The organism is Frateuria sp. GZRR35 (assembly GCF_051900415.1).
Taxonomy (GTDB): Bacteria; Pseudomonadota; Gammaproteobacteria; order Xanthomonadales; family Rhodanobacteraceae; genus Frateuria_A.
Genome location: NZ_JBHZGL010000001.1, coordinates 187,720 through 201,937, shown reverse-complemented (window position 1 = coordinate 201,937; position 14,218 = coordinate 187,720). Strand labels below are relative to the sequence as shown.

Below are 14,218 nucleotides of genomic sequence, written 5' to 3'. Positions count from 1 at the left end.
AAGGCTCCGCGCGCACGGCTCCCTCTCCCCCATCTTTGATAGATGCAGGGGGAGAGGGTTGAGATGAGTGGCCAAGGCTTGCAGGAAAGGGGAGGCGGAGCCGCGCGCGCCCTTGCTCTTCATGGCAAGAACAGCCGTTCCAAGGGAATTTCGGGCGAGCCCCCGCCCCTCACCCCAACCCTCTCCCCGGAGGGGAGAGGGAGCAAGGGCGTGGAGTCGTTCGGCATTAGCCCTCCTGCGTGACACGCAGCACCTCCTCGAGGGTGGTGACGCCGGCCACCGCCTTGGCGATGCCGTCCTCGTACATCGTGCGCATGCCCTCGGCGCGCGCAACGCGCTCGATCTCGCTGGCGTCGGCGCGCTGCATCACCAGCCGGCGCAACGGCTCGCTCATCACCAGGAACTCGACGATGGCGCGACGGCCGCGATAGCCGGTCGGGTTGGCCTGGCTGCTGCCGGGCTTCCATAGCCGGATCGGACGTTCGTCGGTGAATTTCTCAAGTTCGAATTCGGCGATGACTTCGGGCGTGGGCTCGTAAGGGACCGCCGTCTCGGGATCCAGCCGGCGCACCAGGCGCTGGGCCAGGATCGCGTTGACGGTCGAGCCGAGCAGGTAATCCTCCACTCCCATATCAAGGAGACGGGTCACGCCGCCGGCAGCCGAGTTAGTGTGCAGCGTGGAGAGCACCAGGTGGCCGGTGAGCGCGGACTGGATCGCGATGCGGCAGGTTTCCAGATCGCGCATCTCGCCGATCATGATCACGTCCGGGTCCTGGCGCATGATCGAGCGCAAGGCGTTGGCAAAATCCAGCCCGATCTGCGGCTTGACCTGGATCTGGTTGATGCCTTCGAGCTGGTACTCGACCGGGTCCTCGACGGTGATGATCTTTACGTCCGGCGTATTGATCCGCGAGAGCGCCGTGTACAGCGTGGTGGTCTTGCCCGAGCCGGTCGGGCCGGTCACCAGCAGGATGCCGTTGGGACGCTCGAGCACATCGACGAAGCGCTTCTCGAACGCAGGCGTGAAGCCCAGCGATTCGAAATCGAACACCACCGATTCGCGGTCCAGGATGCGCATCACCACCGATTCGCCATAGGCGGTCGGCACGGTGGACACGCGCAGGTCCAGCTCCTTGCCCTGCACGCGCAACTGGATGCGCCCGTCCTGCGGCAGCCGGCGCTCGGCGATGTTGAGCTTCGCCATGATCTTGACGCGGCTGATCACCGCGGCGGTCGATGACGATGGTGGCGCTTCCACTTCGTGCAGCACGCCGTCGATGCGGTAGCGCACCTTCAGGCGGTTCTCGAACGGCTCGATATGCACGTCGGAGGCGCGCTGCTCAACCGCGCGCTGCAGGATCAGGTTGACCAGGCGTATCACCGGGGCCTCGGAGGCGAGATCGCGCAGGTGCTCGACGTCGTCCTCCTCGCTGGCCTCGCCGCCGAGGTTTTCCACGATCGTGCCCATCGCCGAACGGCCGCTGCCGTAGTAGCGCTCGATCAGGTCGTCGATTTCGGAGCGCAGGCCGATGCGCAGCGCGACCGGCCGGCCGGCGGCCAGCTCGACCGCCTGCAGCGGATAGGGATCGGCCGGATCGGCCACCACCAGCGCCAGGTCGTCTTCGCCCTCGCGCACCGGCACCACGTGCTGCTGCTTGAGGAAGCGCAGGGACAGTTCGGGTTCGGCCGGCGGCATTTCCGGCGCGTCGCGCGCGGCCAGCAACGGCACGCCGAGCAGCTCGGACCAGCCTTCCGCCAGGTCGCGCTCGGACACCAGCCCCAGCCGCGCCAGCAGCGCGGTCAGGGTGCCCTCGGGCGCCTCCTCGTGGAGGCGGCGCGCGCGATGGAGGTCGCTGTCCTTGAGGTTGCCGCGCGACACCAGGAGTGCGCAGACCGCCGTTTCACGGTCGTCCACGGAGAGCGCCCAGGTGGCCGCGGGCGTTGGAACTGCCGACATGCAGTATCTCCCGCCAGTCACGTCAACCCGTCAACACCCCCCGCGTCGACGAGAAACACCATTGGTAGCACATCCCCCGGCCCGGGCGCGAGCGCGCGGCGGGAGATGCCGTGGAACTTCCGACTAACATCACGCGCACAAGTTCAGCGCAACGTGAAACGGCCGGCGCCTGCATGTGCGCCGGCCGTTTCCGGGCTTGCCTCGGGGCTTACCAGCCCACGCCCAGGCCAACGCCGCCGGAGGTTTCGTCGCCGCTGACCGCGGCGCCGAAGGTCAGGCTGGCATGCGAGGACAACTGGCGCGAATAGCCCACTGCCAGCGCGCCGCGGTCGTGGTACCCACCCACGCCCACACCCAGCCGGTTCGGAGTGTTGATCCCCTGCGTGCTGAACGCCATCTGCGCCATCGCCGAACCCATCGCACCGACCTGGTCCAGACGGGTGTTCACGTTGCGGAAGCGGTCATCGACCTCGCGACGGAAGCTGCCCAGGTCCAGCGCCACGTTGGCCAGCTTCTGGTCCGCATAAGCCTGCGCGCGGGCGAGGGTCTGGCGGTCGCCGGCATCGGCGTAGGTCTTGGCCGTGGCGATCGCCTGGTCGACCTGCCCGGTGTTGGCGGCGTCCGTGGCTTGCGTACCCGCCGCGACGTTGACGATCTGCCGTTGCTGGCTGGCCGTGCCAACCGAGACGGTGTTGGCGCGATTGGCCACCGCACCCTGGCCGAGGGCGACTGCACCGCTAGCACTGACGCTCGCACCTTCGCCCACGGCCACCGCGTTGGTCGCGTTGACCGCAATGGTGGTGTTGGCGCCAACCGCCGTGCTGCCATCGGCATTGACGCGGGCGTTGCCGCCGATGGCCGTATCGTTCGGTCCGGCCGCATAGCTGTCGCCCCCGATCGCGGTACCGTGGTCGCCCTGCGCCGACGCGGCCGAGCCCAGCGCCACGGCCTTGCTGCCGGTGCCGACGCTGGCCGCGGTATCGCCGTCCACGCTCAGGTAGGTCAGTTCGGCGGTATCGGCCTGCAGGTCGCCAAGCTGGCTTTCGAGCCCGCCTACGCGGCCGTCGATGTCGGTCACCTGCTGGGTCAGGCCGGTGATCGCCTGCTCGCTGGTGTCCATCCGGCCGGTCAGGTCACCGATCGCCTGCTCGCTGGTGTCCATCCGCCCGGTCAGGTCACCGATCGCCTGCTCGCTGGTGTCCATCCGCCCGGTCAGGTCACCGATCGCCTGCTCGCTGGTGTCCATCCGGCCGGCCAGGTCGCCGATCGCCTGCTCGTTGGTGTCCACACGACTCGACACCGCGTCGAGCTGGCCCTTGTTCACCGCGTCGGTGGCATCGGTGCCATCGGCCACGTTGGTGATGCGGCGCTCACTGCCCGTCGCGCCGACCGACACCGTGTTGTCCTGGTCGGCGACCGAGCCGGTGCCCAACGCCACGCTGTTGTCGGCCGGAGCATAGGCGCCCGCGCCCAACGCCACCGCGGCCGCGCCGTCCGATTCGCTGCTGTCGCCGACAGCCACGCTGTCGGCGTTCGAGGCGACCGCGCCCACGCCCAGTGCCACCGAGAAGTCGCCCGAGGCCGTGCTCTGCACACCCGAAGCGAGGCTCGCGAAACCGAGGGCGCTGGCGCCATAACCATAGGCACTGGCGAACTTGGCGGCCACGCTGAAGCTGCCCAGCGCGTTGGCGTAGTCGTCGGCGGCGAAGCTGTCCAGGCCGATGGCGATCGACTGGCTGCCGAAGGCGCCGGTATTGGGATCGGCCTGGGAACCGATGGCGATGCTGTAGGTGCCCTGCGCGAAGGCGTCCGCACCGACCGCGGTGGCCGAAGCATCGAGCGCCTGCGCGTTGTTGCCGACGGCAGTGGCCTTGTCGGCGGCCGCAAGCGCGCTGCTGCCCATCGCCGATGCGCCCGTGCCCTGCGCCCAGGCGCCATTGCCGCTGGCCAGAGCGAAGTTGCCCAGCGCAGTGGCTTGGTAACCGTTGGCCATGGCGCCGGTGCCGGAGGCGTAGGCCAGCGAGCCGAGCGCGATGGCGCCCTCGCCCGAGGCGGTGGTGGCTTCGCCGGACATCGGGTCGGGATCGCCGCCGCCGATCGCGATGGTGCCGCGGTCGGAGGCCTGCGCATTGGCGCCCAGCGCCACGCTCTCGTAGCCATCGGCGCCCGCGTTGGTACCGCCGGCGAACGATCCCTGGCCGGTCGCCCAGGACAGCGAACCGACCGCCGTGCTGTCCGTGCCGTCGGCGCCCGCACCGGCGCCCAGCGCGGTGGCGCCGAAGGCGCTGGCCTCGGTGCCGTACACGGTCCCGTCGAAGTCGGTGTAGTTGCCGCCGAGCACCGTGGTCGAGTCGCCGGTGGCGCTGCTGCCCTGCCCGACGGCGGTGGCGTCTGCACCGGTGGCGACGGCGTTGGCGCCGGTCGCGGTGGCACCGGTACCGGTGGCGGTGGCGCCCTGGCCGCAGGCCGTGGCGTCATCGTCGGTCGGGACCGCGGTGTAGGTGGAGGTGCTGCCGTCGGTGGTGAGAACGCAGGCGCTGGGCGCCTGCTGCGCGTGGGTCACGCCCACCGGCGCCCACGGCAGTACCGCGGCCGCCAGCGTGGCGGCGATGGCGGCCGCGAGCGGGCGCCGGTCATGGCGGCGGCCGCGACGGGCCAGTTCGCTGGTCACCACCATGGCGCCCAGGGTGCGGTTCCAGATCTTGCTGTGAATCGTGTTCATGCTTGCTCCTGGAGGCGCGCAAGAGCGCGCCAGAGCCGCCGTGGACGGCTCGGGATGGAATAGGAAACGCGGGGCCTGCTGCGGCGCGGCGGGCCCCGGGAGGTTTACCTGGCCGGGCAGGTCACGCCCACGGCATTGAACGCGGCCACCACGTCGGAGCCGGCATAGCCGCGGTCGGCTGCCGCCTGCTCGACGCCGCAGGCGCCCGTGTCGAAGGTCTCGTCCGCCTGCCAGTACAGCGCATTGGCGTCGTGGAACACCTCGAACGCCATGCGCGTGTTCCAGCCGGCGGTGCTGGCCAGGGTGCAGAAGGCGCGGTTGTAGACGCCGCTGGAGTAATGCACGTCGAGCCGGTCGTTGTACTGGCTGGCGTTGTCGATCGAGTAGCCGTCGTTGCTCGGCGTGCACATGTCGCGCAGCGCGGCCATGCCCAGCAGCGGCACGGTGTCCGGCTTGACGATGTCGGCACCGGTCATGAAGTCGTTGCTACCGCGATCGAAGTACTTCACCGCCTCGCCGGCCATATCGGAGAACGCCTCGTTCATGCCGCCGGATTGGCCGACGTACTCCAGGCCCGAGTGCTGCTCGGTGAAGCCGTGGCTGATTTCGTGTCCGGTGATGTCGAGCACCACGAACGGGTAGAAGTACTGGTCACCGTCGCCGAAGACCATTTCGGAGCCATCCCAGAAGGCGTTTTCGTAGTTGGCGCCGTAATGCACCCACATGTGCAGCTGCATCGGGCTGCCATCGCCATTTTTCAGCGGCGGTGCGCCGAACCAGCTGTTGTACATGTCGTACACCACGCCACCGAAGTGGTGCGCGTCGTTGATCGGCGAATAGGCGCCGTTGATCGCGTCGCCGATGCTGGTCCAGCCAGCCGGATTGGTGCCCGCGCAGCCGAACGACCACAAGGTCACGCGCTGGCCGCCGGCCACGTTGTAGGTAGCGACCTTGTCGTCCTGCAGGTAGCAGGTGTTGCCGATGCGTGTGGCGCTGAGCAGCTCCAGACCGGCGCCCGAACCGTCGTAGTGGTACAGGCCGGTCACCTCGTTGCCGCCCGGGCCATTGGCGTCGACCGGCGTCGGCGTGCCGGTGCCCGGCGGACGGCGACCGGTGGTCAGGCCATCCCAGTGACGCAGGACCTCGCCGGTGTTGGCGTCGACGATCGCGGTCGGACGCGAGATCCGGCCGTTGGACGTCACCAGGTACGAGGTGCGGTAAGCCAGCCGGGCGTTGCCCTTGGCCTGCGGATAGACAAATAGCTCGCTGCGCACATTGCTGGCGACCAGGCCGCGCTGGCCCAGCTTGGCCTGCAGGGCGGTCTGCGCCTGCGCGCCGTTGAGGCGCGGACGCACCGAATGCAACTGGCCGGACAGGCTGGCCTCGGCCTCGCCGTGGGCGCTCACCACGTTGCCGCGGGCGTCGCGTTCGACGACCAGGCTACGTCCGTACACCGGGACGCCCTGGAAGGTCTGCCGCTCGCGCGTCTTGATGGTGCCGCGCACCGTTTTCGCGTGCGCACCGGCGGCGAAGGTGCTGCCCTGGCCTAGACCCAGGCGACCGGCCAGGGTGGCCGGCGCGAGTTGGCCGAGGCGACCGGCGTGAATATGCACCGGCGTGGCGGCACAGAGCGAAGCCGACGCGCACCCCAGCGCGGCGAGCATGGCGCCGACGAGCTTCTTCTGAAACATGTTTTTCCCCTTGCGGACGGTAGCCCCGGCTTGGCGCAGCAGGGCTTCAATAACGTCGCCATATCAGAAAAACGACGACTTCGTCACAGTAGGAAGGGTTGACAGGAGCGTCAACCGGGAAATTTTCCAAGAGCCGTGGCTGTCGGCCTGTGCTATCACTCACAGGTTTGGCCGCACTTCGCGGATGCGCGAAGCAGCTCTGCGCATCGCCTCCGGGGTGGGCCGGCTCGACGGTGCAGCCTGTCTGGCGAACCACTGTACCAAGGCCGGCGACATGCGCCGCCGGCCTCTGTCCCGGATCAGCGTGAGGCGAGGTACTTCCCCACCAGGTTCACGCCGCGGTAGCCGGTGCGGCCCACCAGCGTGACGAACCAGCTGCCGGCGGCCGGGTGATCGAGCACCACCGACTCGCTGGTGCCCGTGTGGGCCGAGCGGCAGTGATAGTCGTCCGGGGTGGCGGGGGTGCCCCGATTCACGTAAAGGGTGACGTCGCCGCTGCCGTCACTCGTGCGCAGGCTCAACTTGGCGGTGCCTTCGGGCACGTCGATGCGATACACCGTGCGGCTGCCCTTGGCCCCCGACAGATCCGAAAGCGCCACGCCGTTGCCCAGCAGCGTCGCCTGGTTGGTCGTCCCACCGGTGTTGATGGCCATGTTCACCGCCGCGTAGGCGTCCAGGATGCCTGCGCCGATGCGATGGTCGGGCGCCACCTTGGGGGTGGCGGCGGTGCGCTGCAGAATGTCCAGCACCGCGGCGGGCGACAGCGGCTTGAGTCCGCGGGCCAGCCGCGCGGCCTGCATCAGCGCCACGGTACCGCTGACGTGCGGGGTTGCCTGCGAGGTACCGGCGTAACCGGCGTAGTTGGAATCGTCCGCGACCGGCTTGGTGGTCCCGCTGTTGATCGCCTGCCAGACGAAGCCGTCGGACACCTGCTCGCCGCTGCTGCGGTCGCCTGCGAAGATGCCGCCGCCCGGCGCGGCCAGGTCGACCGTGCGCCCGTAGTTGGAATAATAGGCGCGCCGGCTGGTCACACCCGTGGCGGCTACCGTGATGGTGCCCGGGCAACTGGCGGGCGAGAAGTACTTCGCGTTGTCGTTGTCGTTGCCCGCCGCGACCACCACCACCGCGCCACGCTTGTTGGCGAGGGCGATCGCCTGGCCCATCGGGTCGTCGGCGGTGCACTGGCCGTAGCCGGCCAGACTCAGGTTGATCACCTGCGCCGGGTGGGTGTTGTCCGGCACGCCATCGACGTGGCCGCCGGCGGCCCAGATGATCGCGTCGCTGATGTCGCTGTCGTAACCACCACAGTGGCCGAGCACGCGGATGGGCAGCACCCGTGCGCGGTAGGCGATGCCGGCCAGGCCGATGCCATTGTTGGTGCGCTCGGCGCCGACCGTGCTGGCCACGTGGGTGCCGTGCCACGAGCTGGGCTGGGGCGGATTGAACTCGTCCGTGCACATCGACTGCCACGGCCTGCCGGTCGTCCAGTCGCCCGGATCCCAGCCGCCGGGGATGCGGCCGTCGTTCTTGCGGCCGGAAAGGAATGCGTCGGTGATGAAGTCGTAGCCGGCGCCAGCCAGCTTGGTGTTGACGTCCACGTGCGTGGTGATACCGGTATCGAGCACGGCTATCACGACGCCCTTGCCGTCGGCCAGGTCCCACGCGGCGTTGACGTGCGAGCCGCCGTAGTTGCGGTCGCCGAACGCGGTGGCACGGCCGCTGGGCGCCTTGAGGTCCCACTGGTATTGGCGGAATTCGGTGTCGCTGGGCTTGAACGCGCTCGGGCGTAGCGAGGACGGCGCGGCGATGTCGCGCACGGCATGGCGCAGCACGTCCGGCGCCACGTGCAGCACCGCCGGGTCGCTGGCGATCTGTGCCATCAGCGCGGCCGCTTCATTGCGGTCGAGCTTGCGCGAGGTGCGCAGCACGTCGGCGCCGATCGCCAGCCGCCGCCCGTAGCTCGCCTGCACCGGCGCCTGCATCATGCCCTGCGGACTGAGCGTGGCACGCACCAGGCCGGCGCGCGAAAGCGCCGCGCCCATGCTCTGGCGCATCAGCGAAGGATTGGCCCGCTCCGCGCTGCCCGGTCGCCAGGTGACGATGAAGCGGTCGTAATGGCCGTCGCTCTTGAGTGAGCTGATGTTGTAGTGGGCGTCGCCCAATCCCCCGGCAGGGGCAGCGGCATGCGCCGCCATCGAGAAGGCAAAGGCCATGGAAGCGCCGAGCAGCGCCCCGATCCGCATACAATTTGACATGAAGTGATTCCCCGGTTTTGAGCACCCGCCGCCTTGCACGGCGGGCAGTACTGCACGAAGTCCTGAAACTCCGCTTCCGTCGACGACGGTCGCCCTGGACGCATCCTGCCGGCTGTCGCGTGACTGCATCACCCACGCCCCACTGCTTCCCTGCCGTCGTCGATTCGCAAGCTAGGGGGTCGTTTGTCGCCTCGATGTGACAGCGGGCTGGACGGCTGCACGCCTTGCCAATCCGGCCTGCTCTGCAACAATGCGCGCTTTTGCGGGCAAGCCATGCAGCTGGTCGACATCGGCGCGAATCTCACGCACGAATCCTTCCGCCACGACTTCGCCGACGTGCTTGCGCGGGCCGCCGTGCAGGGCGTCACGCGGATGGTGGTGACCGGCGCCTCGCGCGAAGGCAGTGAGCAGGCGTTGGCATTGGCGCACGAACATCCCGGCGTGCTGTGGGCGACCGCGGGCGTGCATCCACACCACGCGATCGACTACGACGAGGCCACCGACGCCCGCCTGCGCGAGCTGGCCTGCCTGCCCGAGGTGCGCGCGGTCGGCGAGACGGGGCTGGATTACCACCGCAATTACTCGCCCCGCGACGTGCAGCTGCGCGTGTTCGAGCAGCAACTGGCGATCGCGGCGGAACTGGGCAAGCCGTTGTTCCTGCATCAGCGTGACGCGCACGCGGATTTCCTGGCCTTGCTCAAGCGCTACCGCGACCGCGTGCCGGCGGCGGTGGTGCACTGTTTCACGGATACCCGGGAGGCCCTGCACGACTACCTCTCGCTGGGCTGCCACATCGGCATCACCGGCTGGATCTGCGACGAGCGGCGCGGCACGCACCTGCGCGAATTCGTGCGCGAGATCCCGGCGGAGCGGCTGATGCTGGAAACCGACGCACCCTACCTGTTGCCGCGCACCGTGCGTCCGCAACCCAGCCACCGTCGCAACGAGCCGATGTACCTCAAGCACATCTGCGAGGAAGTGGCGCGCGACCGCGGCGAGCCGGTCGAGGTGACGGCGGCGAACAGCACGGCTGCGGCGATGGCGTTCTTCGGGCGGTAGCGGGCGTCCTGTTACCTGCGGAGGAGAAGGAACCGGGCTGTAAGCGCTGGGGCTCGCGCGAATGTCTCCTGCATGTGGGATGTCTGGGCTGCCGTTCTTGCGGGTTCTTCCCTCGACTTGGCTTGCCTGCCGCGGACTTCCGATCGCCTGACGGCGCTCGGAAGCTGAGGCAGGAAGAGCGCGCGGTTGTGCACGTCCGCCGCACTCTGCTCCCTCTCCCCTCCGGGGAGAGGGTTGGGGTGAGGGGCCGGGGCTCGCGGGGATGTTTCGTCCGGAGGGTGCTTTGGTTGTCGCCGTTGCGCGGCCTCCACGCGACTTGGCTCGCCTGCCGCGGGCTTCCGATCGCCTGTCGGCGCTCGGGTCACTTTCTTTGCTGGCCCAAAGAAAGTAACCAAAGAAATGGCCTGCTAAGCACGGGGTGACTAAAAAGCTAGGTACCAGTGAGCTTTGCTTGGTCAGTCGCCTGCTCTTAGAGGAGCTGCCGCCGCTTTACCGCGGGCGCTCGGGAGTTGAGGCAAGGGAGGCATTTCGCGGGTTGGCTGGTATCCGCGTTTTGTGACTCTCTCTCGCGCGAAGAGGACATTCGGCGTTGGTTGCCCGTAGGGCTCGCAATCACGAAACGAAACGAACAGCGTGCCGTCGAGCCAAAAGGTCATGCCGGTGCGCCAGAGCCACCGGCCGCTCTGAAGTCGCCATCGGTAGCCGCTCCACGCCGCCGCAAACCCACCCTTGCCCCAACTCCCGAGCGCCCGCGGTAAAGCGGCGGCAGCTCCTCTAAGAGCAAGCGACTGACCCAGCAAGGCGAGGCGGCACCTAGCTCTTATCCCTCACCGGGCTTAGCAGGCCATTTCTTTTGGTTACTTTTCTTTGGGCCAGCAAAGAAAAGTGACTCGAGCGCCGGCAGGCGATCGAAAGCCCGCGGCAGGCGAGCCCAGTCGCGGGGAGACCACGCAAGAACGACAAACAAGGCAGCGCTACTGCGGGCATCCCCGCGAGCCCCGGCCCCTCACCCCAACCCTCTCCCCGGAGGGGAGAGGGAGCCACGTACCGCAACGCGCATGACCCCGCAATCTTCGTGCCTCAGCTCCCGAGCGCCCGCGGCAAAGCGGCGGCAGCTCCTCTAAAAGCAAGCGACCCACCAAGCAAGGCGAGAAGGCCTAGCTCTTATCCCTCACCGTGCTTAGCAGGCCGCCGACAGGCGATCGGAAGCCCGCCACAGGCGAGCCCAGTCGCGAAGAGGCCACGCTAGAACGACAAGCAAGGCAGCGCTCTCGCGGGCATCCCAGCAAGCCGTGGGCCCTCACCCCAGTCCTCTCCCCGGAGGGAAGAGAGAGCTTGGTCAGAGGCGGCTTACGCGGGTAAAGAACGGCCAACGGACAGTACGCACCCTGTCGGGCTGGCCCCAAGCCTCTGCGAGCGCAGGTGCCGCCGCCTCCACCGGGTCGACACCCGTGCGTTCCAGATAACGCTGCGTGGCCGACCAGGAACGCAGATAGGCGAGGAACTTCGCGAGATTCCAGCGCGCCTGCATGGCGAAACTCGGCGTGGCCACCGGCTCGAACGGAAAGGGCAACCCGCGATAACCCTCATCCACCAGCGCGCGTTCGGGCGGCCAATCGCCGCCGAGCGTGTCGGAGTACAGCTTCCACTCGATCGCATCCACCGCCCGATCCACGCTGCAGTTGCCATAGCCGGAAACCGCCAGCAGCGCCCCCGGCCTGGCCACCCGGCGCACTTCCGCGTGGAACGCGTCCAGGTCGAACCAGTGCAATGCCTGCGACACGCTGACCAGACTCACGCTGCCCGCCGCCAGGCTGCTGTGCTCGGCCGGCTCCACGCGGTAGTCAATGGCCGGATGGGCGCTGGCCTGGGCGATCTGCGTCGCGCTCGGGTCGGTCGCCACCACGCGCTCGAAGTGCGCCGCCAGCCCCAGGCTGGCCTGGCCGTTGCCACAGCCGGCATCCCAGGCCAGCGCATGGTCCGGCGCCTGGCCGGCGAGCCAGTCGAACCAGTCGGCGGGTGGTAGCGGTCGCGCATCGCGGTAGAGCGTGGCGTGACCAGAGAAGTGGTCTTTGAAGGTAGGCATGGTTGGAAACCGTAAGGGGGCTTCATCCCGCCGTGCCGCCGCCGGAACCGGTGGGCCGAAACCACCTACAGGAGCCGGCGGGTTTCGCCCGGGGGCAGGCCGTCCAGCGCCCAATCGCCGATGCGCACGCGGATCAGCCGCAGGGTAGGAAACCCCACCGCTGCCGTCATCCGCCGCACCTGGCGATTGCGTCCTTCACGCAGGGTGATCGTGAGCCAGCTGGTGGGGATCGCCTTGCGAAAGCGCACCGGCGGATCGCGCGGCCATAGCCACTCCGGCTCGGCCGCGTGCTCGGCACCCGCCGGGAGCGTGGGGCCGTCGTTGAGCGTGACGCCACGCCGCAATGCGGCGAGCGCCTCATCGGTGATGGCGCCATCGACCTGTACCAGGTAGGTCTTGGGTTGCTTGTGGCGCGGATCGGTGAGGCGGTGCGCGAGACGGCCGTCGTCGGTCAGCAACAGCAGGCCTTCGCTGTCGTGGTCCAGCCGTCCGGCCGGATAGACGTCCTTCTCGCGCACGTAGCCGGCCAGGGTCGGCCGGCTGCCGTCGCCGGAGAACTGGCACAGCACGCCATAGGGCTTGTTGAGCGCGATCAGCACGTCACGGCGAGGAGGCCGCGTGGGCGGGCGCCTCCGGCTTCACGAAACGCAGGGTCATGCGATCGGACTCGCCGATCGCCAGGTACTTGTCCTTGTCCTTGTCGCCCAGCGCGAGCGTGGGCGGCAGCGTCCACACACCTTCGGGATGATCGTGGTCGTCCTTCGGGTTGGCGTTGATCTCGCTGCGCCCATCCAGCACGAATCCGGCATCGGTCGCGAGCTTGACGACGTAATCGACCGGCAGGTAGCCGCTGCGCTTGACCTCGTCCAGCGTGGCGCCGGCGTCGGCGCGATGGTCGACCACGCCGAGCACGCCCCCGGGCTTGAGCACCGTGTAGAACGCCTTGAACATCGCCGGCGCGCTGCCGTCCATCGCCCAGTTATGGACGTTGCGGAAGGTCAGCACGCGGTCGGCCGAACCGGCTGGGCCGAGCACCGGCGCCTTGGGATCGAAGGCCACGATGGCAGCCTTGCCGAACTGCGCCGGGTGCGCGACGAAGAGTTTGCGCAGGGCGCTGTCGTCACCGCGCGCCTCGCTGTCGGCGGACGGCTGCTTTTCGGCGGCGATGTAATGGCCGTTGTCGCGCAGCAGGGGCGCCAGGATCTGCGTGTACCAGCCGCCGCCCGGGGTGATCTCGATCACCGTCTGGTCCGGACGCAACTCGAAGAAGGTGAGCGTTTCCTTCGGATGGCGGTAGGTGTCGCGCGCGCGCTGGTTGGCCGGGCGCCAGTCACTGTCGATGACCTGGGCAAGCTGGGTGGCGGTGTAGTCGCTGGCCGAGGTCGGCGGCACCAGCGCGTCGGTGGGCTGGTCCTGCGCGATGGCCGGCAGGGCCAGCAGGGCGGCGGCGGTGAAAGCGGAAAGCAGCAGGGTCTTCATGGTGTCTCCTTACGACCACGCGGGACGGAATGTTTCAGAAGGGACGCGGGCAGACCGACTGCAATCCGTCGATGTGCTCGTGTAGGTCCGGGGCTATACCCTGCCACATCGGGTCGAGGATGAAGTCGATACCCTCGTAGCGGGCCAGTTTCGCCGCCGGGATGAAATCCGCATCGCCGGCGACCAGGATGATCTGATCGACCAGCTTCTTGTAGGTCAGCGCGGCGATATCGATACCGATCTTCATGTCGACCTGGGTCTGGCGCATGTCCGGCTCGAAATGCTCGTCGCCCAGATCCTCCCACGCCAGGGTGCCCTCGCGCAGCTGCTGGTAGGCGTTGTAGCGGAGTTTCCATTCACCGCGCTCGGCCAGCCGGCCGAGCCGGAGCGCCATCTTGCGCTGACGCCGCAGTTGGTCGTGCAGCTCGCGGCGGAAAGCGGCCGCACCGGTGCGCGAGAAGTCCACCGCCTCGCCGCTGAGCGGGCGTACCAGCACCTTGTCCAGCGGCGGGCAGTCGTAGAAGAAGATCCGGTACAGCTGCTCGCGCGGGCGATCCAGGGCCTTCAAGTGCTCCAGCGCCATGCCGAACACGGTCTTGGCCACGGTACGCGCGTCGTTGGCGTCGCGCTCGCCCCACACCTTGCGGTAACGGGCAAGGAAGAAAGCGCCGTCGACGAGGATGGCGGTGCGTTGCATGGGGGTCCTTTGGGGAGTGCCGGAGAGGCGGGCGCATTCTAGCCGAGCGCGCCCGACCGTAACCGGGGAAGGAAGAGGAACGCATTCCAGCCGACCGACCGGTTGCGAGCCTTCCCCTGCGAACGCGGGGGAAGGTGCCGACAGGCGGATGGGGGCGCTTTTGGCGGGATGCTCGGGTGGGCCTTTCGCAAGGCTTCCCCCATCCGCCCTGCGGGCACCTTCCCCGTCAACGGGGGAACGAAGAGCGACGAGTTCCAGCAGGGCGCCAGGTT

9 protein-coding genes are annotated in these 14,218 nt (G+C 68.5%); 1 reads left to right on the top strand and 8 read right to left on the bottom strand.

What is annotated here, in order from left to right:
* Nucleotides 1-226: 226 nt before the first annotated feature.
* From gspE to ACFWZ3_RS00835, 4 genes are all read right to left on the bottom strand, one after another.
* Nucleotides 227-1,957, bottom strand: coding sequence for a type II secretion system ATPase GspE (gene gspE / locus ACFWZ3_RS00850; RefSeq protein ID WP_439705896.1), 1,731 nt, complete (start codon nucleotides 1,955-1,957; stop codon nucleotides 227-229).
* Nucleotides 1,958-2,165: 208 nt separating this feature from the next.
* Nucleotides 2,166-4,679 carry an ESPR-type extended signal peptide-containing protein gene (locus tag ACFWZ3_RS00845; protein ID WP_439705895.1) on the bottom strand — a complete coding sequence of 838 codons (2,514 nt, stop codon included), beginning with the start codon at nucleotides 4,677-4,679 and terminating at the stop codon, nucleotides 2,166-2,168.
* A gap of 104 nt (nucleotides 4,680-4,783) precedes the next feature.
* Nucleotides 4,784-6,370 (bottom strand): M4 family metallopeptidase, encoded by a 1,587-nt coding sequence (locus ACFWZ3_RS00840; RefSeq protein ID WP_439705894.1) that lies wholly within the window; start codon nucleotides 6,368-6,370, stop codon nucleotides 4,784-4,786.
* A gap of 299 nt (nucleotides 6,371-6,669) precedes the next feature.
* The gene (locus ACFWZ3_RS00835) at nucleotides 6,670-8,625 is read right to left on the bottom strand and encodes a S8 family peptidase (RefSeq protein ID WP_439705893.1); all 1,956 of its coding nucleotides are present in this window, start codon (nucleotides 8,623-8,625) and stop codon (nucleotides 6,670-6,672) included.
* A 273-nt stretch (nucleotides 8,626-8,898) separates the two neighbouring features.
* Here ACFWZ3_RS00835 and ACFWZ3_RS00830 point away from each other — a divergent pair, with 273 nt between their 5' ends.
* Nucleotides 8,899-9,684: a TatD family hydrolase gene (locus ACFWZ3_RS00830; RefSeq protein ID WP_439705892.1), complete on the top strand. Its 786-nt coding sequence runs from the start codon at nucleotides 8,899-8,901 to the stop codon at nucleotides 9,682-9,684.
* A gap of 1,339 nt (nucleotides 9,685-11,023) precedes the next feature.
* On the opposite strand, the gene ACFWZ3_RS00825 is transcribed toward ACFWZ3_RS00830, so the two are convergent.
* The 4 genes from ACFWZ3_RS00825 to ACFWZ3_RS00810 all read right to left on the bottom strand — a co-directional run bounded on the left by ACFWZ3_RS00825 (nucleotide 11,024) and on the right by ACFWZ3_RS00810 (nucleotide 13,946).
* Nucleotides 11,024-11,770 carry a class I SAM-dependent methyltransferase gene (locus ACFWZ3_RS00825; protein ID WP_439705891.1) on the bottom strand — a complete coding sequence of 249 codons (747 nt, stop codon included), beginning with the start codon at nucleotides 11,768-11,770 and terminating at the stop codon, nucleotides 11,024-11,026.
* A 65-nt stretch (nucleotides 11,771-11,835) separates the two neighbouring features.
* A complete protein-coding gene (locus tag ACFWZ3_RS00820) occupies nucleotides 11,836-12,369 on the bottom strand; it encodes a pseudouridine synthase (RefSeq protein WP_439705890.1) in 534 nt (177 codons plus the stop codon).
* Between the two features lies 1 nt (nucleotide 12,370).
* Nucleotides 12,371-13,249, bottom strand: a complete 879-nt coding sequence (locus ACFWZ3_RS00815; protein ID WP_439705889.1) for a class I SAM-dependent methyltransferase — start codon at nucleotides 13,247-13,249, stop codon at nucleotides 12,371-12,373.
* A 34-nt stretch (nucleotides 13,250-13,283) separates the two neighbouring features.
* On the bottom strand, nucleotides 13,284-13,946 hold the full coding sequence (locus tag ACFWZ3_RS00810; RefSeq protein WP_439700277.1) for an NYN domain-containing protein: 663 nt from the start codon (nucleotides 13,944-13,946) through the stop codon (nucleotides 13,284-13,286).
* Nucleotides 13,947-14,218: the final 272 nt, after the last annotated feature.

What these genes read in the sequence shown, in the direction of transcription:
- ACFWZ3_RS00835 (WP_439705893.1), bottom strand. Translation starts at nt 8,625, where the DNA reads ATGTCAAATTGTATGCGGATCGGGGCGCTGCTCGGCGCTTCCATGGCC.
- gspE (WP_439705896.1), bottom strand. Translation starts at nt 1,957, where the DNA reads ATGTCGGCAGTTCCAACGCCCGCGGCCACCTGGGCGCTCTCCGTGGAC.
- ACFWZ3_RS00825 (WP_439705891.1), bottom strand. Translation starts at nt 11,770, where the DNA reads ATGCCTACCTTCAAAGACCACTTCTCTGGTCACGCCACGCTCTACCGC.
- ACFWZ3_RS00840 (WP_439705894.1), bottom strand. Translation starts at nt 6,370, where the DNA reads ATGTTTCAGAAGAAGCTCGTCGGCGCCATGCTCGCCGCGCTGGGGTGC.
- ACFWZ3_RS00845 (WP_439705895.1), bottom strand. Translation starts at nt 4,679, where the DNA reads ATGAACACGATTCACAGCAAGATCTGGAACCGCACCCTGGGCGCCATG.
- ACFWZ3_RS00815 (WP_439705889.1), bottom strand. Translation starts at nt 13,249, where the DNA reads ATGAAGACCCTGCTGCTTTCCGCTTTCACCGCCGCCGCCCTGCTGGCC.
- ACFWZ3_RS00830 (WP_439705892.1), top strand. Translation starts at nt 8,899, where the DNA reads ATGCAGCTGGTCGACATCGGCGCGAATCTCACGCACGAATCCTTCCGC.
- ACFWZ3_RS00810 (WP_439700277.1), bottom strand. Translation starts at nt 13,946, where the DNA reads ATGCAACGCACCGCCATCCTCGTCGACGGCGCTTTCTTCCTTGCCCGT.